This is a genomic window from Paraburkholderia hayleyella (genome assembly GCF_009455685.1).
Taxonomy (GTDB): Bacteria; Pseudomonadota; Gammaproteobacteria; order Burkholderiales; family Burkholderiaceae; genus Paraburkholderia; species Paraburkholderia hayleyella.
Window position 1 is genome coordinate 1,795,060 of the sequence record NZ_QPES01000001.1, and the last position, 24,856, is coordinate 1,819,915.

Genomic DNA, 24,856 nt, shown 5'->3' on the forward strand with positions numbered 1-24,856 from the left:
TTCACCGACCGCTGACCATCACCAACTCACCGAAGGAGTTGACTATGGCTGACGCCAATCTTAAAGCATTGCACGCTCATCCCGAGCGGCACGCTACCGTCCAGGAGATCATGCGCTGGCGACCCTCACCGAAACCCGGCAGGCCCTGGCGAACACCAAGGTTTTTTCCGTGGCTGCGCATCGCTGGCATGTGGCTTGAACAGGCCGGCTTCCCGCCCGGACAGCGTGTGAGAATCCAGGTCCAGCACGGCAGGCTCGTCATCACGCCAGATTGAAATACTCCACAAACAGCAAACCCAGCGCGAAGGCTGGGTTTGCTGTTTGTTATTGTCTTCGACGACTAATCCAGGCAATCACAATAAAGGCAATGGCAAGAAGGGTGCCTCTTGCAAAGACGCTTTTTAGATTCACTGCTGCAACCAGGCTATTAATGCTCAATTGCTCGAAGCATCCTGTGGCAAACAGGCAATTCAAGGTTAACCCAGCCAGCCATGCGACATACATTCCGGCAAGGCAGATTCCCCATGCACCTACAAACGCAATAACCCAACGACTCATTTCTTGCTTCCCCCAATGGAGGGGGTGGGCACTATCGGTGTTACAGCTTCTTGTGTGATGCCGCCGCCAATGGAACCGCCGATCACTCCCATTGCGTTTGGCTGAATTAGGTTCCATCCGCTTCCTGACCAAACACCACTTGTAGCCCACCCATTGGCGTTGTTTATAGTTGGCCGGAGGGAGGAGTTAATCCACGATTCAGCGGCCTTACCGGTTGTGTAACCGATCGCAGACAGAGCACCGCTCGTAATACCTGAACCTATGATGCTGTCATTTCTGCCGTACACCGCATTATTGATCGCTGTGCCAGTCGCACCACCTACGCCATTCACGAACACGTTCCATCCCAGCCCACCGTACGCGCCAGCACCGCCCGATATCGCAGCAATGGCCACGTCAATGGGATTGACCGTCCCGTTCTGGTAATACTGCGCACCCGCATTGATTCCCGCGCTGATTGCCCCGGTTCCCACCGGTGATGCCAGGGCTCCAGTTCCCAGCGCTCCACCTGAACTAAAGATTGGCGCACCCGGCAAGGCTGCAATGACACCGCCAGTGGCGACAGTCGCCGCTCCTCCAGCGGCCACCAGGGTGCCGGTCCTGAAGGCATCGCGGTACGCCTGCTCCCGGCTCACACTCGCGCCGATTTGCGATTGTGAGGGCCGGTTTGCCCCGGTCCCGCCAGCGTAGTACTTCGCATACATGTCGACATTCGCCTTCTGTTCCGGCGTGGCATAGAACATGTAGCCCGGTCCGCTCTTGCCATCGGCCGCAAGCATTCCATGTGCCTGGCCCAGGAATGCGCTGGCACGCTCGTTCCAGGTCCCGGGCGAACCGTTCTGTACCTGCAGGTTAGCCTGCGTGGTTAGTTCGTTATGCGCCTGCTCCGCCGTCAAACTATATTTCTTCGCATACGCCGCTTCTTTCTCGCTGATCCACTTCTTTTCTTCCGGATGAAGTTGTCTGTTAAAGCGGACACGGCACCCCGACACGCCCGCCGTTGCCGGTAAGGTTTTTTCCCTGACGCAACAGTCACTTGCAACACGTTTTTGCCCGACGCTGTCCGTTGCCAGCATTTTTTTGCCCCGACGCGGTTTTGCGCTAAAGAAGCGAGTTTGCCAGAGGCGTCATTTTTGGGGAGCGCTCGTTAGCATGTCGAAGTCACTGGAGCCGCCTGGTTTGGCGGCGTCCGCAGGGCGACGGCAAACCAGGCGGAACATGGCCGTCGCCAGCCTCACACGCCAGGAGCTGGCCACCGCCCCATGGCGGGCTAAAGAAGAGACATGCGAAGAGCCATGCCCTGGCCCAGGGTTCTGGCCTGGCGCCTGCACACCGCCACGCTAGAACCCGTCAGGGCCGCGCGAAGCGCGCCGAAGGGAAGCCTTGACGGAGGAGGGTGTGCCACGCTGGGCAATGCGGTGCAAGCCGTCAGTGTGGCTTGCAGCGCATGCAGTGCGTTTCTGGTTTTGACGTTGGAATTTGATTTCCGCTGCGCAGCAGCGGCAGGACAGGGAGCCCCGTGGGGGCGGACGGGCAGGGCCGGGCGGGGCCCAGTTCCACTCATGGCCGCTTCGCGGCCCCTGACTTTACTCATGCGCGCAGCGCCCGATCCGGGGGGCCGGGGGCCAGTGACATAACGCGAATTATCAACGTTTGCCGGGCCGCCACACCCGGATGGATTCGTGCCGTGGCGGCCCGGCAAACGTTGATAATTGCCTTTCGCGTTATGTTAAATAGACTGACGGGACCCGAAGGGGCACGGCAGGCTATTTACCCCCGGCCCCCCTCGTTGGCCTCCGGCCGCAGGCCGCACTTTCTCATTCCAGGACACTGTCGGGGCGCATGCCCCGCACGAATCCATTCGTTACCCGGCTGGGCCGCCCCGGCCCACACTTTTTAATTCCAGGACATTCACGGTGCGTAGGCACCGCACGAACCCTTTCCTCTCCGATCCGGGCCGTTCCGGCCCGGCACTTTTCTATTCCAGGGGTCAGCGGGGCGTAGGCCCCGGTGGATTCTATTGGGCTTTTGTCTTCTATTGGCCCCCTGTCTTGCCATACACGCGCTGCAGGAGCCGCCCCGGCTTCAGCTCTTCTATTTCTGCACGCTGCTCCACCCGCTCCAGCCGCGCCGGATGCGTGGCCGTATGAATCTCTTTGAGCGCCCGGATCGCCACCTGCGTATACACCTGCGTGCTCGTCAACTGCGCATGCCCCAGCATCACCTGCACGAACCTCACATCGGCCCCGTTCTCCAGCATCAGCGTGGCCATCGTGTGCCGGAACAGGTGACACGAGCCACTCTTGTTCACCCCTGAACACTTGATGTAGTCCGACACCAGTTGCCCCATGCTGCGCAGGCCGATCGAATCGCCCGTCAGCGCCAGGAACAGCACCCCCTCATCGTCAGCCAGCGACAGTTGCGGCCTGACCTCATCGAGGTACTTCCTGATCCACGCCAGCGCCCTGTCTCCTATCGGAATCAGCCGGTCCCGCGCGCCCTTGCCCTGGCGCACCATCACCGTGCCACGATCCATGTCCACGTCATGCACATGCAGGCCCACCAGCTCGGCACGCCGGACCCCCGTGCTGTAGAACGTCTCGAGAATGGCCCGGTCCCGGATACCGATGCTGCTCGTCACATCCGGCACATTCAGGATCCGCTCGGCTTCCTCCTCACTCAGGATGTGCTTCGGCAGCCGCTTCTCCATCCTCGGCATGTCGATGTCCGCTGCCGGGTTCGAGAGAATCCGGTTCTGCCGCACCAGCCACCGGAACCACAGCTTCACCGGCACCAGCCGCATGTGCTGGCTGCGCCCCGAGAGTGCCTGGCCATCCTTCTTGCGGTACAGGAACAGGTAGCGCTGGTAGCGCTCCAGGATCGGGCGGGTCACTTCCTGCGGGCGTGTGACGCCGCGCTCGTCGCACCACGCAATGAACCCGCGCAGGTGTATCTCGCGGTGTTCCACCGTGCCTTCGCTGTAGTTGCGCACGCGCATCCATTCGAGGAACGGGCGCATCTGGTGGTACAGGCTTTGGGGATCATCTACCGGGCCAATCACGGGCAGCGGGGCGCGCGGGGTTGTCTTCTTGTGCATCGCTATGCCTCTCCGTTCATCGGGGACTCAACAATGCGGGTATCAACAACGCGGGCTGGAGAAGAAGTTTTTTCCCGGAACAGTGCGTTTTCACCGACTCCAACTTGCGAACCCTCTACGCCTTTATCCATATGGTTTTGAGGCGAGTTCTCCAGGTCCAACCTGGGCCCATCATGGGGGCAACCTGGGGGCAACTTGCTTGCCTTCTGTTCCAGCTTGCGTCCGTCGTTGTCGAGTAAATCAAGCTCTTCGACCTCAATCAGCCCCGCCAGCCTCGGCTCGTCATCGTTCGCGCCGTCGTACATCAGTTCGTATTGCAGCAGGTGACCACGGCTGCCGCCGCGCACCAGCAGGTATTCCAGCTCCACCAGCCGCATGCAGTGCACCTTTAACTGGTTGTCACTCCAGCGCGTGTACTCCCTGATGTCGCGCCGCGTAAAGCGCACCTCACGCCGCTTCACATGATCACGCTCGCCAAGCTCGCCCACCATCGTGTACACCATCTTCAGCAGCCGCCGTGTCTGCGGCGGCAGCTCATCGAGCGTCCTGCCCAGCACCTCATGGGCAATCCGGTTGGCCAGCGCGATATCGTCCTTCGTCACCTCGATGTACGTCAACGCCTCGCCCCGGTGCGTCACCGTCTGATGCGGCCGCTGGTACTGGTGCAGCAGGGCAATCGAGCGGATCAGCGTCAGGTATTTCATGTGATCACGCCGCATCCGCGTCCTGTCATCCATGAACGTCAGCTGCTCCGCAAACGGATTCACCACGTGCACATTCTTCAGCAGCCTTTGCGCATTGCGGTGCAGCCCAACAATGTGCTGCCGGTCCGTCTCCGCGAGCAAGCCCTCCAGCGTCTGCTTCACCCGCTGCCGTGCGTGAATCTCGCGCGTCTGCTCGCGGCTCTCGTTGATCGTCAGCACCAGGCACCGGTTCAGCAGCTCCTCATCCACATCAATCGCCGTCGTCGTGAGCATCAGCATCACCGGACCCTTCACCGTGTACTGCCTGGTTACCAGGTTGCCCGTCGCCTCGTCCTTGCCCGTGCTCGCTATCGTCAGCTCGCCATCCGACTGCAGCAGCTTCAGTGCATACGCGGCCTGCCTCACGCCTTCCTCCTCGGCAATCGCCAGAATCCGGTGCTGTAAATCCGTCTCGCCCAGGTAGAACAGGCTCTGTCCCGTCATCGCGCTGTACTGGATGCGTTCCTCCTGCGGCATCAGGTCCAGCACCGCATCCATCAGGGAGGACTTGCCCGCCGCGCTCGAACTCTGGATCAGTACCGCCAGGGGCGCATCGAGTTTTCTGGAGACCGCCGCCAGATATCCCGCCAGCAGGTTCGCGCCTTCGCCCACCACGCCGCAGCGCGCCATGTCGGCTTCGAGTCGTGCGATCAGCTCCGGTGCCCTGAGCCAGTCCAGTGCCGCCGCGTGTTCCAGCGCGTCCATCTGCACGCCGTTTTCCTTTGGCGCGAGCGTCGCCCGGATCGCCTCGTCCTGTAGCGTCTCCAGCTTCAGCAGGATTCGCCCAAGGTCGCGCTTCAGGGTGTCTTCCTGTGTACCGAGTTCGATAGCCGCTGTTTTCAGATACACCGCGCGGGCCTTCGCGCTGTACATGTCGAGCGTATCGACGTGGTACGCATCGCCGCGCCGTACCTGCGCATTCACCCGCATCTGTTCCGGCCCGAGGTTCTTCTGCCAGCCGCGGATGCGCCACACCCGTTCCCCCAATGTGAACAGCAGTTCGCCGCCTTCCGTCTGCTTCACGTCTAGATCGTCCGCTGGCGCGGGCTGCACCGCCATCGCCGTGACTGGCGTCACCGCAGCCTCAGCCGTAGCAACAGCGGCTAGGGAAGAGGGCGGTTTAACGTCCTTCACGTCATCAACCGGCACCGGTTCAGCCTGCGCCGTTATACCGGAGCGTTTGCCCTTGCCAGTCCATTCCGCCTGCTGCAACAGCACCCCAAGGCTCTTCTCCGTCCCACAGGGACTTCCGCTGGTCGCAGGAGCTACTTTCCTTGCGTAGTCGTTCGCGTCCATCCCCTTCGGGAACAGCACGCGCCATGTCCCGATCCCTGCCTCATGCAGTTCAGTCGCAAGCTTCTCCGCCGCAGCGTTGCCCGCATCGTCCCGGTCGTATGCGATCCACACCTGCCCAGTGCCGTGCCGTTTCAGTGCGTTCCAGTGGTCCTGCGTAAATCCATTCACTCCATATGCGGCGATCACATTGCGATACCCCGCACACCAGAACGTCAGCGCATCGATGAGCGCCTCGCACACGATCACTTCACGGCTGGCCACCAGCGCCGCTTCATTCCACACACCGGCAAGCGGCAGCGACAGGTACAGATGCTTCGGCTGGCCCGCCGGGATCTTGTGGCCCGGTGCGATCCGCCTGCCGTACATCTGCCTGACTGCGCCCGATTCCAGATCCATCACCGGCACCACCAGACACCCGTTCAGATGCTCATGGCCTGACTCGCGGTACACCCCGACGCGTTGCAGCTTCGCGCGCACCTCGCGGCCTTCCTTCGAATACCCCGGCGGCAGGCGGTATGTCAGGCTCTTGTTGGCATACCCCAGGCGGAACGTGCCGACTACCTCGCCATGCACCAGGCCGCGCTGCGCCAGATACGCCTGCGCCTCCGGACTCTGCTTCAGGCTCTCGTGATACGTATCCGCCACCTGGCCCAGCAGAACCTGTTCATCGGCGTCCGCCGCCAGGGAAGCCAGGGGGCGCGTAAAACTCAGCTTGACCCCAACCTTGTCGGCCGCAGCCAGCGGCGCATCGTTACGCAGTAACTGCACCGCATGCGGCAGCGATACCCCCTGCGTACGCATGACCCAGTCCAGCACCGTGCCCGACGCGCCACAGCCGAAGCAGTGGTACACGTTCTTCGCCTCCGACACCGACAGGCTCGGCGTGTCCTCTTCATGGAACACGCAGCGCATGACCCAGTCGCGGCCGCGCTTCTTCAGCGTGTGACCCTGCGACTCAACAAGGCGCAGCAGCGAGACCTCGCGCTTTAGGCGCTCCAGCTCCGCTTCCGGGATTCGCGGCATAAATCATCCTTCGGCTAGAAACCTGTCAAGAGGTTTTGAGTAAAAATAACTCAGTTGCATACTACTCATAAAATGAGTAGAGTCAAGTGCGTTACATCAACTCAGGGGTATCTTCATGGCTCGGTTTCCACTACTCACCCATGCCATGAATGCCAGAGACGAAGAATTTTTTAGGGCGCTGGGCTCCCGCATCGCACAGGCCAGGAAAGAGCATGGCCTGACGCAGCAGCAACTGGCTGAACAGTTGGGCATCCCGCAGCAGACGCTGGCCCATTACGAGGTCGCCCGTGCCCGCCTGCCTGCTTCCATGCTGCCAGCCCTGGCGCAGTTGCTCACCCTTTCAATGGATGAACTGATGGGCACCCAGGTGGCACGGCGGGCAGGCAGGCGCGGGCCGACCTCACGCCTGCGCCAGCAGATCGAGGCGATTGAGCATTTGCCCAAGGCCCGGCAGCAGTTCGTCTCACAAATGCTCGATACCGTGCTGGCCCAGACCCGGCAGTAGGGCAGTTTTCCTGACGTAAACGAAGCGCGGGCGATGAGTGCGCTAACACTCACCGCCCGCTGACCACAACCAGCTCAACACAGGAGCTCGCCATGGCTGATGCCGATCTTAAACCACGTCGTACACGCAAGGAACAGGTCACCTGTCTTTCTGTTGCGCTTGAGCAGGCACCTGCTGCGCGCCACACGGGAGAACACGGCAAACGGGCCGCCTTTCCATGGATGCAGATCGCCGATGATCTGCTCGAACGGCTGGGCTTTATGCCTGGGCAGCAGGTTTTGTTCTGCGCCGATCATCGCGGCGGATGCATCTCTATCTCGCCTGATCATGACTACCGCATCGCGGGCCACTACATGAACCCGGCTGAAGCTGTGGACATGCTGCAACGGCGTGCCAGGCGCAAAGGCAAATGAACGGTACCCCCAGCCTTTGCGCTGGGGGTACCGTGGCCTGCATTAGCTAAAGAAGATGTTTTTAATAAGCACGTACACGATGAAACCCATGATGGCTGTGAAAACACTCCACCAGAGGATCTTCTGTATACGTGTCTTGGGTACTGTCGTTATCGAAGGTCCCATAGTTACCACCTGACTCCTGTTTTTCCCTGATCTTTCGAGAAACCCCAACCAACAGATGCAGGGTTGTTTGTTTTTCCAACATTCACACCACTACCAATACCAATAACTGTTGCAGTGCCATTGCCCGGTGACACCATGACGCCACCGCCAAAGCCGCTGTATAACGCTGATCCGCCTCCGGCATATCCCCCCGCAAAGTCGTTTGTCTGACCCGGCTTCACATGGCCAGTATTAAGATAGCCAGCAGAAATTCCGACCCCAGCACCAACAGCATTGGGAACACCCATATTCACGCCATAACCAAAGAATGCATTCCCATCCCGTGTAAACGTCCCCCACGCACTGCCCACAAAGTAATCGACCTGGAAGTTCACAAAGTCCGGGGCGCGGATCAAGCCCGGATTCGAGCCGGTGGTAGTTGGCTGGTATGACAGCCCGCTACCCTGTGCGCCTTTAGCGATATACGCCTGCACATCAGGATCGCCCGGCCCCAGGCTCTGGGCCCAGACCTGCTGCCCAGCCTTGTTCACGCCATAGGACTGCCACCCGGTTCCATCCTGCGGCTGGGCGCCGGTGGCCACCCGAACACCTCCCGGCTCAGTCTGGCCATTCACCGTCAGGTCCATCCGCGCCATCTGGTTTTCGATGTCCTGCTCGGTGTACTTGCCGCCGCTTTCGTTGGCCAGTTTTTTTGCCAGCGTCTGTTCTTTCGCCTTGCGATCCTCATGAATTTGCCGGTTAAAGCGGACACGGCACCCCGACACGCCCGCCGTTGCCGGTAAGGTTTTTTCCCTGACGCAACAGTCACTTGCAACACGTTTTTGCCCGACGCTGTCCGTTGCCAGCATTTTTTTGCCCCGACGCGGTTTTGCGCTAAAGAAGCGAGTTTGCCAGAGGCGTCATTTTTGGGGAGCGCTCGTTAGCATGTCGAAGTCACTGGAGCCGCCTGGTTTGGCGGCGTCCGCAGGGCGACGGCAAACCAGGCGGAACATGGCCGTCGCCAGCCTCACACGCCAGGAGCTGGCCACCGCCCCATGGCGGGCTAAAGAAGAGACATGCGAAGAGCCATGCCCTGGCCCAGGGTTCTGGCCTGGCGCCTGCACACCGCCACGCTAGAACCCGTCAGGGCCGCGCGAAGCGCGCCGAAGGGAAGCCTTGACGGAGGAGGGTGTGCCACGCTGGGCAATGCGGTGCAAGCCGTCAGTGTGGCTTGCAGCGCATGCAGTGCGTTTCTGGTTTTGACGTTGGAATTTGATTTCCGCTGCGCAGCAGCGGCAGGACAGGGAGCCCCGTGGGGGCGGACGGGCAGGGCCGGGCGGGGCCCAGTTCCACTCATGGCCGCTTCGCGGCCCCTGACTTTACTCATGCGCGCAGCGCCCGATCCGGGGGGCCGGGGGCCAGTGACATAACGCGAATTATCAACGTTTGCCGGGCCGCCACACCCGGATGGATTCGTGCCGTGGCGGCCCGGCAAACGTTGATAATTGCCTTTCGCGTTATGTTAAATAGACTGACGGGACCCGAAGGGGCACGGCAGGCTATTTACCCCCGGCCCCCCTCGTTGGCCTCCGGCCGCAGGCCGCACTTTCTCATTCCAGGACACTGTCGGGGCGCATGCCCCGCACGAATCCATTCGTTACCCGGCTGGGCCGCCCCGGCCCACACTTTTTAATTCCAGGACATTCACGGTGCGTAGGCACCGCACGAACCCTTTCCTCTCCGATCCGGGCCGTTCCGGCCCGGCACTTTTCTATTCCAGGGGTCAGCGGGGCGTAGGCCCCGGTGGATTCTATTGGGCTTCTGTCTTGCCATACACGCGCTGCAGGAGCCGCCCCGGCTTCAGCCCTTCTATTTCTGCACGCTGCTCCACCCGCTCCAGCCGTGCCGGATGCGTGGCCGTATGAATCTCCTTGAGCGCCCGGATCGCCACCTGCGTATACACCTGCGTGCTCGTCAGTTGCGCATGCCCCAGCATCACCTGCACGAACCTCACATCGGCCCCGTTCTCCAGCATCAGCGTGGCCATCGTGTGCCGGAACAGGTGACACGAGCCGCTCTTGTTCACCCCTGAGCACTTGATGTAGTCCGACACCAGTTGCCCCATGCTGCGCAGACCGATCGAATCGCCCGTCAGCGCCAGGAACAGCACCCCCTCATCGTCAGCCAGCGACAGTTGCGGCCTGACCTCATCGAGGTACTTCCTGATCCACGCCAGCGCCCTGTCTCCTATCGGAATCAGCCGGTCCCGCGCGCCCTTGCCCTGGCGCACCATCACCGTGCCACGATCCATGTCCACGTCATGCACATGCAGGCCCACCAGCTCGGCACGCCGGACCCCCGTGCTGTAGAACGTCTCGAGAATGGCCCGGTCCCGGATACCGATGCTGCTCGTCACATCCGGCACATTCAGGATCCGCTCGGCTTCCTCCTCACTCAGGATGTGCCTGGGCAGCCGCTTCTCCATCCTCGGCATGTCGATGTCCGCTGCCGGATTGGAGAGGATCCGGTTCTGCCGCACCAGCCACCGGAACCACAGCTTCACCGGCACCAGCCGCATGTGCTGGCTGCGTCCCGAGAGCGCCTGGCCATCCTTCTTGCGGTACAGGAACAGGTAGCGCTGGTAGCGCTCAAGGATCGGGCGCGTCACTTCCTGCGGACGTGTGACGCCGCGCTCGTCGCACCACGCTATAAATCCACGCAGGTGTATCTCGCGGTGTTCCACCGTGCCTTCGCTGTAGTTGCGCACGCGCATCCATTCGAGGAACGGGCGCATCTGGTGGTACAGGCTTTGGGGATCATCGGCCGGGCCAATCACGGGCAGCGGGGCGCGCGGGGTTGTCTTCTTGTGCATCACGGCCCCTCAATAACGCGGGTATCAACAACGCAGGCTGGAGAAGAAGTTTTTTCCCGGAACAGTGCGTTTTCGCCACTTGCCGCGCCAGATTCCCGCTCTTCCTTGACAGGCATGGTTTTGGGCCCGGTTGAGCAACCCTGACCTGGCCCTGACTTGGGGCTGGCTTGACCCTGACTTGAGGGTAACTTGCGTTCTCCGAACCCTGACTTGCGTTCATCACTGTCGAGTTCTTCAACCTCAACCAGTCCCGCCAGCCTCGGCTCGTCATCGTTCGCGCCGTCATACATCAGCTCGTATTGCAGCAGGTGCCCACGGCTGCCGCCCCGGACCAGCAGGTATTCAAGGTCGGCCAGCCGCGTGCAGTGGATTTTCAGTTGCCCATCACTCCAGCGCGTGTACTCCCTGATGTCGCGCCGCGTAAAGCGCACCTCACGCCGCTTCACATGATCGCGCTCGCCAAGCTCGCCCACCATCGTGTACACCATCTTCAGCAGCCGCCTTGTCTGCGGTGGCAGCTCATCGAGCGTCCTGCCCAGCACCTCATGGGCAATCCGGTTGGCCAGCGCAATATCGTCCTTCGTCACCTCGATGTACGTCAGCGCCTCGCCCCGGTGCGTTACCGTCTGATGCGGCCTCTGGTACTGGTGCAGCAGGGCAATCGAGCGGATCAGCGTCAGGTACTTCATGTGATCACGCCGCATCCGCGTCCTGTCATCCATGAACGTCAGCTGCTCCGCGAACGGATTCACCACGTGCACGTTCTTCAGCAGCCTTTGCGCATTGCGGTGCAGCCCAACAATGTGCTGCCGGTCCGTCTCCGCGAGCAACCCCTCCAGCGTCTGCTTCACCCGCTGCCGCGCGTGAATCTCGCGCGTCTGCTCGCGGCTCTCGTTGATCGTCAGCACCAGGCACCGGTTCAGCAGCTCCTCATCCACATCAATCGCCGTGGTCGTGAGCATCAGCATCACCGGACCCTTCACCGTGTACTGCTTCGTCACGAGGTTGCCTGTCGCCTCATCCTTGCCCGTGCTCGCTATCGTCAGCTCGCCATCCGACTGCAGCAGCTTCAGTGCATACGCGGCCTGTCTTACGCCTTCCTCCTCGGCAATCGCCAGGATCCGGTGCTGCAAATCCGTCTCGCCCAGGTAGAACAGGCTCTGTCCCGTCATCGCGCTGTACTGGATGCGTTCCTCCTGCGGCATCAGGTCCAGCACCGCATCCATCAGGGAGGACTTGCCCGCCGCGCTCGAACTCTGGATCAGTACCGCCAGGGGCGCATCGAGTTTTCTGGAGACCGCCGCCAGATACCCCGCCAGCAGGTTCGCGCCTTCGCCCACCACGCCGCAGCGCGCCATGTCGGCTTCGAGTCGCGCGATCAGCTCCGGTGCCCTGAGCCAGTCCAGTGCCGCCGCGTGTTCCAGCGCGTCCATCTGCACGCCGTTTTCCTTTGGCGCGAGCGTCGCCCGGATCGCCTCATCCTGTAGCGTCTCCAGCTTCAGCAGGATTCGCCCAAGGTCGCGCTTCAGGGTGTCTTCCTGTGTACCGAGTTCGATGGCCGCTGTTTTCAGATACACCGCGCGGGCCTTCGCGCTGTACATGTCGAGCGTATCGACGTGGTACGCATCGCCGCGCCGTACCTGCGCATTCACCCGCATCTGTTCCGGCCCGAGGTTCTTCTGCCAGCCGCGGATGCGCCACACCCGTTCCCCCAATGTGAACAGCAGTTCGCCGCCTTCCGTCTGCTTTACGTCGGGATCGTCCGCTGGCGCGGGCTGCACCTCCTCTTTAGCCGCCATCGCCGTGACTGGCGTCACCGCAGCCTCAGCCGTAGCAACAGCGGCTAGGGAAGAGGGCGGTTTAACGTCCTTCACGTCATCAACCGGCACCGGTTCAACCTGCGCCGTTACACCGGAGCGTTTGCCCTTGCCAGTCCATTCCGCCTGCTGCAACAGCACCCCAAGGCTCTTCTCCGTCCCACAGGGACTTCCGCTGGTCGCAGGAGCTACTTTCCTTGCGTAGTCGTTCGCGTCCATCCCCTTCGGGAACAGCACGCGCCACGTTCCGATCCCAGCCTCATGCAGTTCAGTCGCAAGCTTCTCCGCCGCAGCGTTGCCCGCATCGTCCCGGTCGTATGCGATCCACACCTGCCCAGTACCGTGCCGTTTCAGTGCGTTCCAGTGGTCCTGCGTAAATCCATTCACTCCATATGCGGCAATCACATTGCGATACCCCGCACACCAGAACGTCAGCGCATCGATGAGCGCCTCGCATACGATTACCTCGCGGCTGGCCACCAGCGCCGCCTCATTCCACACCCCACCCAGCGGCAGCGACAGGTACAAATGCTTTGGCTGGCCCGCCGGGATCTTGTGTCCCGGCGCGATCCGCCTGCCGTACATCTGCCTGACGGCACCGGTCTCAAGATCCATCACCGGCACCACCAGACACCCGTTCAGGTGTTCATGGCCTGACTCGCGGTACACCCCGACGCGCTGCAGCTTCGCGCGTACCTCACGGCCTTCCTTCGAATACCCCGGTGGCAGGCGGTATGTCAGGCTCTTGTTGGCATACCCCAGGCGGAACGTGCCGACTACCTCGCCATGCACCAGGCCGCGCTGCGCCAGATACGCCTGCGCCTCCGGACTCTGCTTCAGACTCTCGTGATACGTATCCGCCACCTGGCCCAGCAGAACCTGTTCATCGGCATCCGCCGCCAGGGAAGCCAGGGGGCGCGTAAAACTCAGCTTGACCCCAACCTTGTCGGCCGCAGCCAGCGGCGCATCGTTACGCAGTAACTGCACCGCATGCGGCAGCGATACCCCCTGCGTACGCATGACCCAGTCCAGCACCGTGCCCGACGCGCCACAGCCGAAGCAGTGGTACACGTTCTTCGCCTCCGACACCGACAGGCTCGGCGTGTCCTCTTCATGGAACACGCAGCGCATGACCCAGTCGCGGCCGCGCTTCTTCAGCGTGTGACCCTGCGACTCAACAAGGCGCAGCAGCGAGACCTCGCGCTTTAGGCGCTCCAGCTCCGCTTCCGGGATTCGCGGCATAAATCATCCTTCGGCTAAAAACCTGTCAAGAGGTTTTGAGTAAAAATAACTCAGTTGCATACTACTCATAAAATGAGTAGAGTCAAGTGCGTTACATCAACTCAGGGGTATCTTCATGGCTCGGTTTCCACTACTCACCCATGCCATGAATGCCAGAGACGAAGAATTTTTTAGGGCGCTGGGCTCCCGCATCGCACAGGCCAGGAAAGAGCATGGCCTGACGCAGCAGCAACTGGCTGAACAGCTGGGCATCCCGCAGCAGACGCTGGCCCATTACGAGGTCGCCCGTGCCCGCCTGCCTGCTTCCATGCTGCCAGCCCTGGCGCAGTTGCTCACCCTTTCAATGGATGAACTGATGGGCACCCAGGTGGCACGGCGGGCAGGCAGGCGCGGGCCGACCTCACGCCTGCGCCAGCAGATCGAGGCGATTGAGCATTTGCCCAAGGCCCGGCAGCAGTTCGTCTCACAAATGCTCGATACCGTGCTGGCCCAGACCCGGCAGTAGGGCAGTTTTCCTGACGTAAACGAAGCGCGGGCGATGAGTGCGCTAACACTCACCGCCCGCTGACCACAACCAGCTCAACACAGGAGCTCGCCATGGCTGATGCCGATCTTAAACCACGTCGTACACGCAAGGAACACGTCACCTGTCTTTCTGTTGCGCTTGAGCAGGTACCTGCTACGCGCCACACGGAAGAACACGGCAAACGGGCCGCCTTTCCATGGATGCAGATCGCCGATGATCTGCTCGAACGGCTGGGCTTTATGCCTGGGCAGCAGGTTTTGTTCTGCGCCGATCACCGTGGCGGCTGCATTTCTATCTCGCCTGATCATGACTACCGCATCGCGGGCCACTACATGAACCCGGCTGAAGCTGCGGACATGCTGCAACGGCGCGCCAGGCGCAAAGGCAAATGAACGGTACCCCCCAGCCTTTGTGCTGGGGGTACCGTGGCCTGCATTAGCTAAAGAAGATGTTTTTAATAAGCACGTACACGATGAAACCCATGATGGCTGTGAAAACACTCCACCAGAGGATCTTCTGTATACGTGTTTGGGGTACTTGTCCGGGGAAACTCATCATGCTTACCATTTGATTCCTGTTTTACCTTGATCCACTGTATATCCCATTCCAGTTGTCGCCGGATTGGTTGCCTTCCCTAAATTCGTACCAGCGCCCACACCAACAGTAATCGCACTTCCATTCCCTGGGGAATACACAAGTCCTCCGCCCACAGCACCGAATGCGGCAGTTCCGCTTCCGGCATACCCCGATAGAAAGTCATTCGTCTGCCCAGGTCTAACGGTTCTTTGGTTTAACCACCCCAATTGAGCACTTACAGCAGCATTCACCGTATTTGGTAATGCCATATTCACGCCATAACCAAAGAACGCATTCCCATCCCGCGTAAACGTCCCCCACGCACTGCCCACAAAGTAATCGACCTGGAAGTTCACAAAGTCCGGGGCGCGGATCAAGCCCGGATTCGAGCCAGTGGTAGTTGGCTGGTATGACAGCCCGCTACCCTGTGCGCCTTTAGCGATATACGCCTGCACATCAGGATCGCCCGGCCCCAGGCTCTGGGCCCAGACCTGCTGCCCAGCCTTGTTCACGCCATAGGACTGCCACCCGGTTCCATCCTGCGGCTGGGCGCCGGTGGCCACCCGAACACCTCCCGGCTCAGTCTGGCCATTCACCGTCAGGTCCATCCGCGCCATCTGGTTTTCGATGTCCTGCTCGGTGTACCTGCCACCGCTTTCGTTGGCCAGTTTTTTTGCCAGCGTCTGTTCTTTCGCCTTGCGATCCTCATGAATTTGCCGGTTAAAGCGGACACGGCACCCCGACACGCCCGCCGTTGCCGGTAAGGTTTTTTCCCTGACGCAACAGTCACTTGCAACACGTTTTTGCCCGACGCTGTCCGTTGCCAGCATTTTTTTGCCCCGACGCGGTTTTGCGCTAAAGAAGCGAGTTTGCCAGAGGCGTCATTTTTGGGGAGCGCTGGTTAGCATGTCGAAGTCACTGGAGCCGCCTGGTTTGGCGGCGTCCGCAGGGCGACGGCAAACCAGGCGGAACATGGCCGTCGCCAGCCTCACACGCCAGGAGCTGGCCACCGCCCCATGGCGGGCTAAAGAAGAGACATGCGAAGAGCCATGCCCTGGCCCAGGGTTCTGGCCTGGCGCCTGCACACCGCCACGCTAGAACCCGTCAGGGCCGCGCGAAGCGCGCCGAAGGGAAGCCTTGACGGAGGAGGGTGTGCCACGCTGGGCAATGCGGTGCAAGCCGTCAGTGTGGCTTGCAGCGCATGCAGTGCGTTTCTGGTTTTGACGTTGGAATTTGATTTCCGCTGCGCAGCAGCGGCAGGACAGGGAGCCCCGTGGGGGCGGACGGGCAGGGCCGGGCGGGGCCCAGTTCCACTCATGGCCGCTTCGCGGCCCCTGACTTTACTCATGCGCGCAGCGCCCGATCCGGGGGGCCGGGGGCCAGTGACATAACGCGAATTATCAACGTTTGCCGGGCCGCCACACCCGGATGGATTCGTGCCGTGGCGGCCCGGCAAACGTTGATAATTGCCTTTCGCGTTATGTTAAATAGACTGACGGGACCCGCAGGGGCACGGCAGGCTATTTACCCCCGGCCCCCCTCGTTGGCCTCCGGCCGCAGGCCGCACTTTCTCATTCCAGGACACTGTCGGGGCGCATGCCCCGCACGAATCCATTCGTTACCCGGCTGGGCCGCCCCGGCCCACACTTTTTAATTCCAGGACATTCACGGTGCGTAGGCACCGCACGAACCCTTTCCTCCCCGATCCGGGCCGTTCCGGCCCGGCACTTTTCTATTCCAGGGGTCAGCGGGGCGTAGGCCCCGGTGGATTCTATTGGGCTTCTGTCTTCTATTGGCCCCCTGTCTTGCCATACACGCGCTGCAGGAGCCGCCCCGGCTTGACATCTTCTATTTCTGCACGCCGCTCAAGCCGCGCCGGATGCGTGGCCGTATGAATCTCCTTGAGCGCCCGGATCGCCACCTGCGTATACACCTGCGTGCTCGTCAACTGCGCATGCCCGAGCATCACCTGCACGAACCTCACATCGGCCCCGTTCTCCAGCATCAGCGTGGCCATCGTGTGCCGGAACAGGTGACACGAGCCGCTCTTGTTCACCCCTGAGCACTTGATGTAGTCCGACACCAGTTGCCCCATGCTGCGCAGACCGATCGAATCGCCCGTCAGCGCCAGGAACAGCACCCCCTCATCGTCAGCCAGCGACAGTTGCGGCCTGACCTCATCGAGGTACTTCCTGATCCACGCCAGCGCCCTGTCTCCTATCGGAATCAGCCGGTCCCGCGCGCCCTTGCCCTGGCGCACCATCACCGTGCCACGATCCATGTCCACGTCATGCACATGCAGGCCCACCAGCTCCGCACGCCGGACCCCCGTGCTGTAGAACGTCTCGAGAATGGCCCGGTCCCGGATACCGATGCTGCTCGTCACATCCGGCACATTCAGGATCCGCTCGGCTTCCTCCTCACTCAGGATGTGCTTCGGCAGCCGCTTCTCCATCCTGGGCATGTCGATGTCCGCTGCCGGGTTCGAGAGAATCCGGTTCTGCCGCACCAGCCACCGGAACCACAGCTTCACCGGCACCAGCCGCATGTGCTGGCTGCGCCCCGAGAGTGCCTGGCCATCCTTCTTGCGGTACAGGAACAGGTAGCGCTGGTAGCGCTCCAGGATCGGGCGCGTCACTTCCTGCGGCCGCGTCACGCCGCGCTCGTCGCACCACGCAATGAACCCGCGCAGGTGTATCTCGCGGTGTTCCACCGTGCCTTCGCTGTAGTTGCGCACGCGCATCCATTCGAGGAACGGGCGCATCTGGTGGTACAGGCTTTGGGGATCATCGGCCGGGCCAATCACGGGCAGCGGGGCGCGCGGGGTTGTCTTCTTGTGCATCGCTATGCCTCTCCGTTCATCGGGGACTCAACAATGCGGGTATCAACAACGCGGGCTGGAGAAGAAGTTTTTTCCCGGAACAGTGCGTTTTCACCGACTCCAACTTGCGAACCCTCTACGCCTTTATCCATATGGTTTTGAGGCGAGTTCTCCGGGTCCAACATGGGCCCATCATGGGGGCAACCTGGGGGCAACTTGCTTGCCTTCTGTTCCAACTTGCGTGCATCGTTGTCGAGTAAATCAAGCTCTTCGACCTCAATCAGCCCCGCCAGCCTCGGCTCGTCATCGTTCGCGCCGTCGTACATCAGTTCGTATTGCAGCAGGTGGCCACGGCTGCCACCGCGCACCAGCAGATATTCCAGCTCCACCAGCCGCATGCAGTGCACCTTCAACTGGTTGTCACTCCAGCGCGTGTACTCCCTGATGTCGCGCCGCGTAAAGCGCACCTCACGCCGCTTCACATGATCGCGCTCGCCAAGCTCGCCCACCATCGTGTACACCATCTTCAGCAGCCGCCGTGTCTGCGGCGGCAGTTCATCGAGCGTCCTGCCCAGCACCTCATGGGCAATCCGGTTGGCCAGCGCGATATCGTCCTTCGTCACCTCGATGTACGTCAGCGCCTCGCCCCGGTGCGTTACCGTCTGATGCGGCCTCTGGTACTGGTGCAGCAGGGCAATCGAGCGGATCAGCGTCAGGTACTTCATGTGATCGCGCCGCATCCGCGTCCTGTCATCCATGAACGTCAGCTGCTCCGCGAACGGATTCACCACGTGCACATTCTTCAGCAGCCTTTGCGCATTGCGGTGCAGCCCAATAATGTGCTGCCGGTCCGTCTCCGCCAGCAACCCCTCCAGCGTTTGTTTCACCCGCTGCCGCGCGTGAATCTCGCGCGTCTGCTCGCGGCTCTCATTAATCGTCAGCACCAGGCACCGGTTCAGCAGTTCCTCATCCACATCAATTGCGGTGGTCGTGAGCATCAGCATCACCGGACCCTTCACCGTGTACTGCCTGGTTACCAGGTTGCCCGTCGCCTCGTCCTTGCCCGTGCTCGCTATCGTCAGCTCGCCATCCGACTGCAGCAGCTTCAGTGCATACGCGGCCTGCCTCACGCCTTCCTCCTCGGCAATCGCCAGAATCCGGTGCTGTAAATCCGTCTCGCCCAGGTAGAACAGGCTCTGTCCCGTCATCGCGCTGTACTGGATGCGTTCCTCCTGCGGCATCAGGTCCAGCACCGCATCCATCAGGGAGGACTTGCCCGCCGCGCTCGAACTCTGGATCAGTACCGCCAGGGGCGCATCGAGTTTTCTGGAGACCGCCGCCAGATATCCCGCCAGCAGGTTCGCGCCTTCGCCCACCACGCCGCAGCGCGCCATGTCGGCTTCGAGTCGCGCGATCAGCTCCGGTGCCCTGAGCCAGTCGAGCGCGGCTGCATGCTCCAGCGCGTCCATCTGCACGCCGCTTTCCTTTGGCGCGAGCGTCGCCCGGATCGCCTCGTCCTGTAGCGTCTCCAGCTTCAGCAGGATTCGCCCAAGATCGCGCTTGAGCGTGTCTTCCTGTGTACCGAGCTCAACCGCTGCGCTCTTCAGGTACAAACCCCGTGCCTTCGCGCTGTACACGTCGAGCGTATCGACGTGGTACGCATCGCCGCGCCGTACCTGCGCGTTCACCCGCATCTGCTCCGGGCCCAGGTTCTTCTGCCAGCCGCGGATGCGCCAGACCCGTTCCCCCAATGTGAACAGCAGTTCGCCGCTCGCGCTTTCCTTCACATCCAGCGTGTCTGCTGGCTGCGGCGCAGGTGCGCCTTGCGATTTTTCCGCTTCTCCTTTAGCCGCTTCCACTGCGGTGTGTGCGGGTGGTGCGTCCAGTCCGGTGATGGCCGCTATCCCGCGGGATTCGCCGCGCAGCGAAGAGGAGGGCGGTTCGCCAGCCCGTACCGCTTCAGCCACTTCAGCAGTTGGCCTCCGGCCCTTGCCAGTCCATTCCGCCTGCTGCAACAGCACCCCAAGGCTCTTCTCCGTCCCACAGGGACTTCCGCTGGTCGCTGGCTCAACCTTCCTGGCGTAGTCGTTCGCATCCATGCCCTTCGGGAACAGCACGCGCCATGTCCCGATCCCTGCCTCATGCAGTTCAGTCGCCAGCTTCTCCGCCGCAGCGTTGCCTGCATCGTCCCGGTCGTATGCGATCCACACCTGCCCAGTGCCGTGCCGTTTCAGCGCGTTCCAGTGGTCCTGCGTGAACCCGTTCACTCCATATGCGGCGATCACATTGCGGTACCCGGCACACCAGAACGTCAGCGCATCAATGAGCGCCTCGCACACGATCACCTCGCGGCTGGCCACCAGCGCCGCCTCATTCCACACACCGGCAAGCGGTAGCGACAGGTACAGATGCTTCGGCTGGCCCGCCGGGATCTTGTGTCCCGGCGCGATCCGTCGCCCGTACATCTGCCTGACAGCACCGGTCTCAAGGTCCATCACCGGCACCACCAGGCAGCCGTTCAGGTGTTCATGGCCCGACTCGCGGTACACCCCAACGCGTTGCAGCTTCGCGCGCACCTCACGGCCTTCCTTCGAATACCCCGGCGGCAGGCGGTATGTCAGGCTCTTGTTGGCATACCCCAGGCGGAACGTGCCGACTACCTCGCCATGCACCAGGCCGCGCTGCGCCAGATACGCCTGCGCCTCCGGACTCTGCTTCAGGCTCTCGTGATACGTATCCGCCACCTGGCCCAGCAGTACCTGTTCATCGGCGTCCGCCGCCAGGGAAGCCAGGGGGCGCGTAAAACTCAGCTTCACGCCCACCTTGTCCGCCGCAGCCAGCGGCGCATCGTTACGCAGTAACTGCACCGCGTGCGGCAGCGATACGCCCTGCGTGCGCATGACCCAGTCCAGCACCGTGCCCGAGGCGCCACAGCCGAAGCAGTGGTACACGTTCTTCGCCTCCGACACCGACAGGCTCGGCGTGTCCTCCTCATGGAACACGCAGCGCATGACCCAGTCGCGGCCGCGCTTTTTGAGCTTATGGCCCTGTGACTCGATCAGGCGCAGCAGCGAGACCTCGCGCTTCAGTCTGTCCAGTTCAGCATCGGGAATACGGGGCATGAATCGTCCTTCGGCTAAAAACCTGTCAAGTAGCATAGTAATGTACATTTATTGTTTTTACTATGCTACATTGATGCAGGTCTTACTGAAGGGGGTTCTTACACTCATGGTCTACATCCAATTCTTCGGCTTATCCATGAGCTTTCCCCAACGCCTCGCTTCTTTCCGCAAGGAATCTGGCCTGACCCAGCAGCAAATGGCAGACAAGATCGGCATGCACGTTTCACAGTTCAAGCGTTATGAAGCAGGTACTTCCCAGCCAACCATCGAAGTCTTCCGGCGCATCGCCCTTGCTCTCAGCGTTAGCGCCGATACGCTACTTTTTGAAGAGAATGAGCGTGGTCCGGATGAGCGGCTCAAGCTTCAGTTCGAGGCCGTCTCCAAACTCGATCCCAAGGAGCGTGAAGCCATCGAAACCGTGATCGCCAGTGTTCTCCACATGCATGACGCCAAACGCTGGACTCAACTGGCTCCACTCACACCAGCATCTGAACCCGATGTGAAGCGGCGAGGCCGCTAGGACAGGCAGATAAAAATGACGCCGTAAACGAAGCGCGGGTGGTGAGTGCTGAAACACTCACCACCCGCTAACCACAACCAGCTCACTACAGGAGCTCGCCATGGCTGATGCCGATCTTAAACCATCTCTTCACCACCCAGAACGCAGCGCGACCGTTCAGCAGTCTCGCCGCTATCGCTCCCTTTCCACATTGCTCTACTCTCCCTCACGCTACAGTGAGCCTGCCTCCTACCCATGGATCAGGATCGCCGGGCGCTGGCTCGAACTCGCAGGATTCTCGCCCCATCAGCGCGTCAGAATCGAAGTGCAGGATGGCAGGCTTGTCATCACGCCAATTTGACCTCCGCTACAAACAAGGAACCCGGCACAGGCCGGGTTCATTGTTTCAGGGTTTCGGGTCCTGTTTGAACCAGGGACCGAATTTCTCGGGTTCGTCGCTTAGCATTCCCGCCTTGCGTAATGGCTTCGGTAAATGTTTTATAAATATCAGCAGCAGAATAATAAAAAATGGAAGGCCGATAGCAAATACAGAAATGCTATCACCCAAGCCAATTACCTTTCTGCATAATCCAATAATAATAACGGAATAAAATCCAGCGCCTCCAATTGATATTCCGCCAACAACACCAATTATCTGGGTAACTGCATACAGACGTCGCCAGTTCACTTTCATTTCTGATCTCCAGTGTGGCGAATATCATTGATGACCGTTACCCCCTTAGCCCCTACCCCGAACAGTAATATCCCCTGATTCGTCCCGTATGGAAGTGCCTTGTTTACAAATGGAATTAGCTTGTTGTTATTAAACTGCGGAACCGTTACATCGAATATAGAATTCGGCCGGTTCAAACCATCGGCAGTGCCTATCTTGAGCGGAACCGGCGCATAAAGCGCTCCAATCGAAGTTATAAAATTCAATCCATCATATGCAACATTTCCCCAGCCTGCTGGCAAAGCTTCATTAAATCCCTTGCGCAATGGGTTTACTCCAGATGAATTAATCCCGTTATAACGGTTATACAAACCATCCGCACCTTCAGTCATATCGCTCACGCCAAAGGCTGCCGCCGGAATACCAGCAGCACATCCCAGCCCAGTCGTACAAAGTCCCAGCCCAGTTTTTGCCGTTATTCCACCAACCACTACTTTGGCCGTGTCCTTTGCCACTCCCACCGGATCACTCTTCACCGCATCGCCGATTTTCTGCCCCGGCGTGTAATTGAACAGTCCCGCTTCCTTCTGCCGGTTCACCCAGTCGATTTCCGGCTGCAACTGTGATGCCTCAACCTGGCTGACATAGTTCCTGTTGTATTCGTCGCTGCCCGGCTTGAATTCCGCCCAGCATTTCACCGCAAGACATGCCGCTTTTGTCAGCCGTTCCTCTTCGGCCTTGTCCTTGCCTGCCTTCTTTTCTATTGCGCTTCTCTCCTCGGGATGAATTTGCCGGTTAAAGCGGACACGGCACCCCGACACGCCCGCCGTTGCCGGTAAGGTTTTTTCCCTGACGCAACAGTCACTTGCAACACGTTTTTGCCCGACGCTGTCCGTTGCCAGCATTTTTTTGCCCCGACGCGGTTTTGCGCTAAAGAAGCGAGTTTGCCAGAGGCGTCATTTTTGGGGAGCGCTGGTTAGCATGTCGAAGTCACTGGAGCCGCCTGGTTTGGCGGCGTCCGCAGGGCGACGGCAAACCAGGCGGAACATGGCCGTCGCCAGCCTCACACGCCAGGAGCTGGCCACCGCCCCATGGCGGGCTAAAGAAGAGACATGCGAAGAGCCATGCCCTGGCCCAGGGTTCTGGCCTGGCGCCTGCACACCGCCACGCTAGAACCCGTCAGGGCCGCGCGAAGCGCGCCGAAGGGAAGCCTTGACGGAGGAGGGTGTGCCACGCTGGGCAATGCGGTGCAAGCCGTCAGTGTGGCTTGCAGCGCATGCAGTGCGTTTCTGGTTTTGACGTTGGAATTTGATTTCCGCTGCGCAGCAGCGGCAGGACAGGGAGCCCCGTGGGGGCGGACGGGCAGGGCCGGGCGGGGCCCAGTTCCACTCATGGCCGCTTCGCGGCCCCTGACTTTACTCATGCGCGCAGCGCCCGATCCGGGGGGCCGGGGGCCAGTGACATAACGCGAATTATCAACGTTTGCCGGGCCGCCACACCCGGATGGATTCGTGCCGTGGCGGCCCGGCAAACGTTGATAATTGCCTTTCGCGTTATGTTAAATAGACTGACGGGACCCGAAGGGGCACGGCAGGCTATTTACCCCCGGCCCCCCCTCGTTGGCCTCCGGCCGCAGGCCGCACTTTCTCATTCCAGGACACTGTCGGGGCGCATGCCCCGCGCGAATCCATTCGTTACCCGGCTGGGCCGCCCCGGCCCACACTTTTTAATTCCAGGACACTCACGGTGCGTAGGCACCGCACGAATCCCTTCCTCCCCGATCCGGGCCGTTCCGGCCCGGCACTTTTCTATTCCAGGGGTAAGCGGGGCGTAGGCCCCGGTGGATTCTATTGGGCTTTTGTCTTCTATTGGCCCCCTGTCTTGCCATACACGCGCTGCAGGAGCCGCCCCGGCTTCAGCTCTTCTATTTCTGCACGCTGCTCCACCCGCTCCAGCCGCGCCGGATGCGTGGCCGTATGAATCTCTTTGAGCGCCCGGATCGCCACCTGCGTATACACCTGCGTGCTCGTCAACTGCGCATGCCCCAGCATCACCTGCACGAACCTCACATCGGCCCCGTTCTCCAGCATCAGCGTGGCCATCGTGTGCCGGAACAGGTGACACGAGCCACTCTTGTTCACCCCTGAACACTTGATGTAGTCCGACACCAGTTGCCCCATGCTGCGCAGGCCGATCGAATCGCCCGTCAGCGCCAGGAACAGCACCCCCTCATCGTCAGCCAGCGACAGTTGCGGCCTGACCTCATCGAGGTACTTCCTGATCCACGCCAGCGCCCTGTCTCCTATCGGAATCAGCCGGTCCCGCGCGCCCTTGCCCTGGCGCACCATCACCGTGCCACGATCCATGTCCACGTCATGCACATGCAGGCCCACCAGCTCGGCACGCCGGACCCCCGTGCTGTAGAACGTCTCGAGAATGGCCCGGTCCCGGATACCGATGCTGCTCGTCACATCCGGCACATTCAGGATCCGCTCGGCTTCCTCCTCACTCAGGATGTGCTTCGGCAGCCGCTTCTCCATCCTCGGCATGTCGATGTCCGCTGCCGGGTTCGAGAGAATCCGGTTCTGCCGCACCAGCCACCGGAACCACAGCTTCACCGGCACCAGCCGCATGTGCTGGCTGCGCCCCGAGAGTGCCTGGCCATCCTTCTTGCGGTACAGGAACAGGTAGCGCTGGTAGCGCTCCAGGATCGGGCGGGTCACTTCCTGCGGGCGTGTGACGCCGCGCTCGTCGCACCACGCAATGAACCCGCGCAGGTGTATCTCGCGGTGTTCCACCGTGCCTTCGCTGTAGTTGCGCACGCGCATCCATTCGAGGAACGGGCGCATCTGGTGGTACAGGCTTTGGGGATCATCTACCGGGCCAATCACGGGCAGCGGGGCGCGCGGGGTTGTCTTCTTGTGCATCG

The 24,856-nt window shown here is 61.1% G+C and carries 20 protein-coding genes; 7 read left to right on the forward strand and 13 right to left on the reverse strand.

The features are described from left to right. The first annotated feature begins 44 nt into the window (after positions 1–44). A complete protein-coding gene (locus GH657_RS08085) occupies positions 45–275 on the forward strand; it encodes a SymE family type I addiction module toxin (protein ID WP_153100225.1) in 231 nt (76 codons plus the stop codon). A 49-nt stretch (positions 276–324) separates the two neighbouring features. Here GH657_RS08085 and GH657_RS08090 read toward each other — a convergent pair whose 3' ends face one another. From GH657_RS08090 to GH657_RS08105, 4 genes are all read right to left on the reverse strand, one after another. Then, the gene (locus GH657_RS08090; RefSeq protein WP_153100226.1) at positions 325–558 is read right to left on the reverse strand and encodes a hypothetical protein; all 234 of its coding nucleotides are present in this window, start codon (positions 556–558) and stop codon (positions 325–327) included. Next, positions 555–1,634, reverse strand: coding sequence for a hypothetical protein (locus GH657_RS08095; protein WP_153100227.1), 1,080 nt, complete (start codon positions 1,632–1,634; stop codon positions 555–557). Before GH657_RS08095 ends, GH657_RS08090 begins: the two co-directional genes overlap by 4 nt. A 959-nt stretch (positions 1,635–2,593) precedes the next feature. Continuing rightward, a complete protein-coding gene (xerC, locus tag GH657_RS08100; RefSeq protein ID WP_153100228.1) occupies positions 2,594–3,655 on the reverse strand; it encodes a site-specific tyrosine recombinase XerC in 1,062 nt (353 codons plus the stop codon). Positions 3,656–3,657: 2 nt separating this feature from the next. Continuing rightward, on the reverse strand, positions 3,658–6,717 hold the full coding sequence (locus tag GH657_RS08105) for a CHC2 zinc finger domain-containing protein (RefSeq protein ID WP_153100229.1): 3,060 nt from the start codon (positions 6,715–6,717) through the stop codon (positions 3,658–3,660). A 115-nt stretch (positions 6,718–6,832) separates the two neighbouring features. On the opposite strand from GH657_RS08105, the gene GH657_RS08110 reads away from it, so the two are divergent. Together GH657_RS08110 and GH657_RS08115 are read left to right on the forward strand one after the other, a co-directional pair. Continuing rightward, a complete protein-coding gene (locus GH657_RS08110) occupies positions 6,833–7,222 on the forward strand; it encodes a helix-turn-helix domain-containing protein (protein ID WP_153100230.1) in 390 nt (129 codons plus the stop codon). A gap of 92 nt (positions 7,223–7,314) precedes the next feature. After that, positions 7,315–7,635 (forward strand): hypothetical protein, encoded by a 321-nt coding sequence (locus GH657_RS08115; protein ID WP_153100231.1) that lies wholly within the window; start codon positions 7,315–7,317, stop codon positions 7,633–7,635. A gap of 167 nt (positions 7,636–7,802) precedes the next feature. Here GH657_RS08115 and GH657_RS08120 read toward each other — a convergent pair whose 3' ends face one another. From GH657_RS08120 to GH657_RS08130, 3 genes are all read right to left on the reverse strand, one after another. Continuing rightward, positions 7,803–8,648 (reverse strand): hypothetical protein, encoded by an 846-nt coding sequence (locus GH657_RS08120; RefSeq protein WP_174769909.1) that lies wholly within the window; start codon positions 8,646–8,648, stop codon positions 7,803–7,805. 941 nt (positions 8,649–9,589) lie between these two features. Next, positions 9,590–10,651, reverse strand: coding sequence for a site-specific tyrosine recombinase XerC (gene xerC / locus GH657_RS08125; protein WP_153100232.1), 1,062 nt, complete (start codon positions 10,649–10,651; stop codon positions 9,590–9,592). Continuing rightward, on the reverse strand, positions 10,651–13,710 hold the full coding sequence (locus GH657_RS08130; protein ID WP_153100233.1) for a CHC2 zinc finger domain-containing protein: 3,060 nt from the start codon (positions 13,708–13,710) through the stop codon (positions 10,651–10,653). Before GH657_RS08130 ends, xerC (GH657_RS08125) begins: the two co-directional genes overlap by 1 nt. A 115-nt stretch (positions 13,711–13,825) precedes the next feature. Here GH657_RS08130 and GH657_RS08135 point away from each other — a divergent pair, with 115 nt between their 5' ends. Together GH657_RS08135 and GH657_RS08140 are read left to right on the forward strand one after the other, a co-directional pair. Beyond that, entirely contained in the window at positions 13,826–14,215 is a 390-nt protein-coding gene (locus tag GH657_RS08135; RefSeq protein WP_153100230.1) for a helix-turn-helix domain-containing protein, read from the forward strand. A 92-nt stretch (positions 14,216–14,307) separates the two neighbouring features. Continuing rightward, positions 14,308–14,628 carry a hypothetical protein gene (locus GH657_RS08140; protein WP_153100234.1) on the forward strand — a complete coding sequence of 107 codons (321 nt, stop codon included), beginning with the start codon at positions 14,308–14,310 and terminating at the stop codon, positions 14,626–14,628. A gap of 168 nt (positions 14,629–14,796) precedes the next feature. Here GH657_RS08140 and GH657_RS08145 read toward each other — a convergent pair whose 3' ends face one another. The 3 genes from GH657_RS08145 to GH657_RS08155 form a co-directional block, all read right to left on the reverse strand. Continuing rightward, positions 14,797–15,642, reverse strand: a complete 846-nt coding sequence (locus GH657_RS08145) for a hypothetical protein (protein WP_174769910.1) — start codon at positions 15,640–15,642, stop codon at positions 14,797–14,799. Positions 15,643–16,601: 959 nt separating this feature from the next. Continuing rightward, complete coding sequence (gene xerC / locus GH657_RS08150; protein ID WP_153100235.1) at positions 16,602–17,654, reverse strand: site-specific tyrosine recombinase XerC; 1,053 nt, start codon at positions 17,652–17,654, stop codon at positions 16,602–16,604. Between the two features lie 2 nt (positions 17,655–17,656). Continuing rightward, positions 17,657–20,755, reverse strand: coding sequence for a CHC2 zinc finger domain-containing protein (locus GH657_RS08155; protein ID WP_153100236.1), 3,099 nt, complete (start codon positions 20,753–20,755; stop codon positions 17,657–17,659). Here GH657_RS08155 and GH657_RS08160 point away from each other — a divergent pair. Both GH657_RS08160 and GH657_RS08165 read left to right on the forward strand, forming a co-directional pair. After that, positions 20,754–21,275 (forward strand): helix-turn-helix domain-containing protein, encoded by a 522-nt coding sequence (locus GH657_RS08160; RefSeq protein ID WP_220094838.1) that lies wholly within the window; start codon positions 20,754–20,756, stop codon positions 21,273–21,275. The genes GH657_RS08155 and GH657_RS08160 overlap by 2 nt on opposite strands. Positions 21,276–21,375: 100 nt before the next feature. Continuing rightward, positions 21,376–21,615 (forward strand): SymE family type I addiction module toxin, encoded by a 240-nt coding sequence (locus tag GH657_RS08165; protein WP_153100237.1) that lies wholly within the window; start codon positions 21,376–21,378, stop codon positions 21,613–21,615. A 45-nt stretch (positions 21,616–21,660) separates the two neighbouring features. On the opposite strand, the gene GH657_RS08170 is transcribed toward GH657_RS08165, so the two are convergent. The 3 genes from GH657_RS08170 to xerC (GH657_RS08180) form a co-directional block, all read right to left on the reverse strand. After that, positions 21,661–21,948 carry a hypothetical protein gene (locus GH657_RS08170; RefSeq protein ID WP_153100238.1) on the reverse strand — a complete coding sequence of 96 codons (288 nt, stop codon included), beginning with the start codon at positions 21,946–21,948 and terminating at the stop codon, positions 21,661–21,663. Further along, positions 21,945–22,832: a hypothetical protein gene (locus GH657_RS08175; protein ID WP_153100239.1), complete on the reverse strand. Its 888-nt coding sequence runs from the start codon at positions 22,830–22,832 to the stop codon at positions 21,945–21,947. The genes GH657_RS08170 and GH657_RS08175 overlap by 4 nt, the downstream gene beginning before the upstream one ends. 960 nt (positions 22,833–23,792) lie before the next feature. Continuing rightward, a complete protein-coding gene (xerC, locus tag GH657_RS08180) occupies positions 23,793–24,854 on the reverse strand; it encodes a site-specific tyrosine recombinase XerC (RefSeq protein WP_153100228.1) in 1,062 nt (353 codons plus the stop codon). Positions 24,855–24,856 lie beyond the last annotated feature (2 nt).

Coding starts and splice junctions, on each gene's coding strand:
- GH657_RS08115 (WP_153100231.1), top strand. CDS start 7,315: ATGGCTGATGCCGATCTTAAACCACGTCGTACACGCAAGGAACAGGTC.
- GH657_RS08090 (WP_153100226.1), bottom strand. CDS start 558: ATGAGTCGTTGGGTTATTGCGTTTGTAGGTGCATGGGGAATCTGCCTT.
- GH657_RS08140 (WP_153100234.1), top strand. CDS start 14,308: ATGGCTGATGCCGATCTTAAACCACGTCGTACACGCAAGGAACACGTC.
- xerC (WP_153100232.1), bottom strand. CDS start 10,651: ATGCACAAGAAGACAACCCCGCGCGCCCCGCTGCCCGTGATTGGCCCG.
- GH657_RS08110 (WP_153100230.1), top strand. CDS start 6,833: ATGGCTCGGTTTCCACTACTCACCCATGCCATGAATGCCAGAGACGAA.
- GH657_RS08105 (WP_153100229.1), bottom strand. CDS start 6,717: ATGCCGCGAATCCCGGAAGCGGAGCTGGAGCGCCTAAAGCGCGAGGTC.
- GH657_RS08095 (WP_153100227.1), bottom strand. CDS start 1,634: ATGCTGGCAACGGACAGCGTCGGGCAAAAACGTGTTGCAAGTGACTGT.
- xerC (WP_153100228.1), bottom strand. CDS start 24,854: ATGCACAAGAAGACAACCCCGCGCGCCCCGCTGCCCGTGATTGGCCCG.
- GH657_RS08175 (WP_153100239.1), bottom strand. CDS start 22,832: ATGCTGGCAACGGACAGCGTCGGGCAAAAACGTGTTGCAAGTGACTGT.
- xerC (WP_153100235.1), bottom strand. CDS start 17,654: ATGCACAAGAAGACAACCCCGCGCGCCCCGCTGCCCGTGATTGGCCCG.
- GH657_RS08155 (WP_153100236.1), bottom strand. CDS start 20,755: ATGCCCCGTATTCCCGATGCTGAACTGGACAGACTGAAGCGCGAGGTC.
- GH657_RS08135 (WP_153100230.1), top strand. CDS start 13,826: ATGGCTCGGTTTCCACTACTCACCCATGCCATGAATGCCAGAGACGAA.
- GH657_RS08160 (WP_220094838.1), top strand. CDS start 20,754: ATGAATCGTCCTTCGGCTAAAAACCTGTCAAGTAGCATAGTAATGTAC.
- xerC (WP_153100228.1), bottom strand. CDS start 3,655: ATGCACAAGAAGACAACCCCGCGCGCCCCGCTGCCCGTGATTGGCCCG.
- GH657_RS08120 (WP_174769909.1), bottom strand. CDS start 8,648: ATGCTGGCAACGGACAGCGTCGGGCAAAAACGTGTTGCAAGTGACTGT.
- GH657_RS08170 (WP_153100238.1), bottom strand. CDS start 21,948: ATGAAAGTGAACTGGCGACGTCTGTATGCAGTTACCCAGATAATTGGT.
- GH657_RS08145 (WP_174769910.1), bottom strand. CDS start 15,642: ATGCTGGCAACGGACAGCGTCGGGCAAAAACGTGTTGCAAGTGACTGT.
- GH657_RS08165 (WP_153100237.1), top strand. CDS start 21,376: ATGGCTGATGCCGATCTTAAACCATCTCTTCACCACCCAGAACGCAGC.
- GH657_RS08085 (WP_153100225.1), top strand. CDS start 45: ATGGCTGACGCCAATCTTAAAGCATTGCACGCTCATCCCGAGCGGCAC.
- GH657_RS08130 (WP_153100233.1), bottom strand. CDS start 13,710: ATGCCGCGAATCCCGGAAGCGGAGCTGGAGCGCCTAAAGCGCGAGGTC.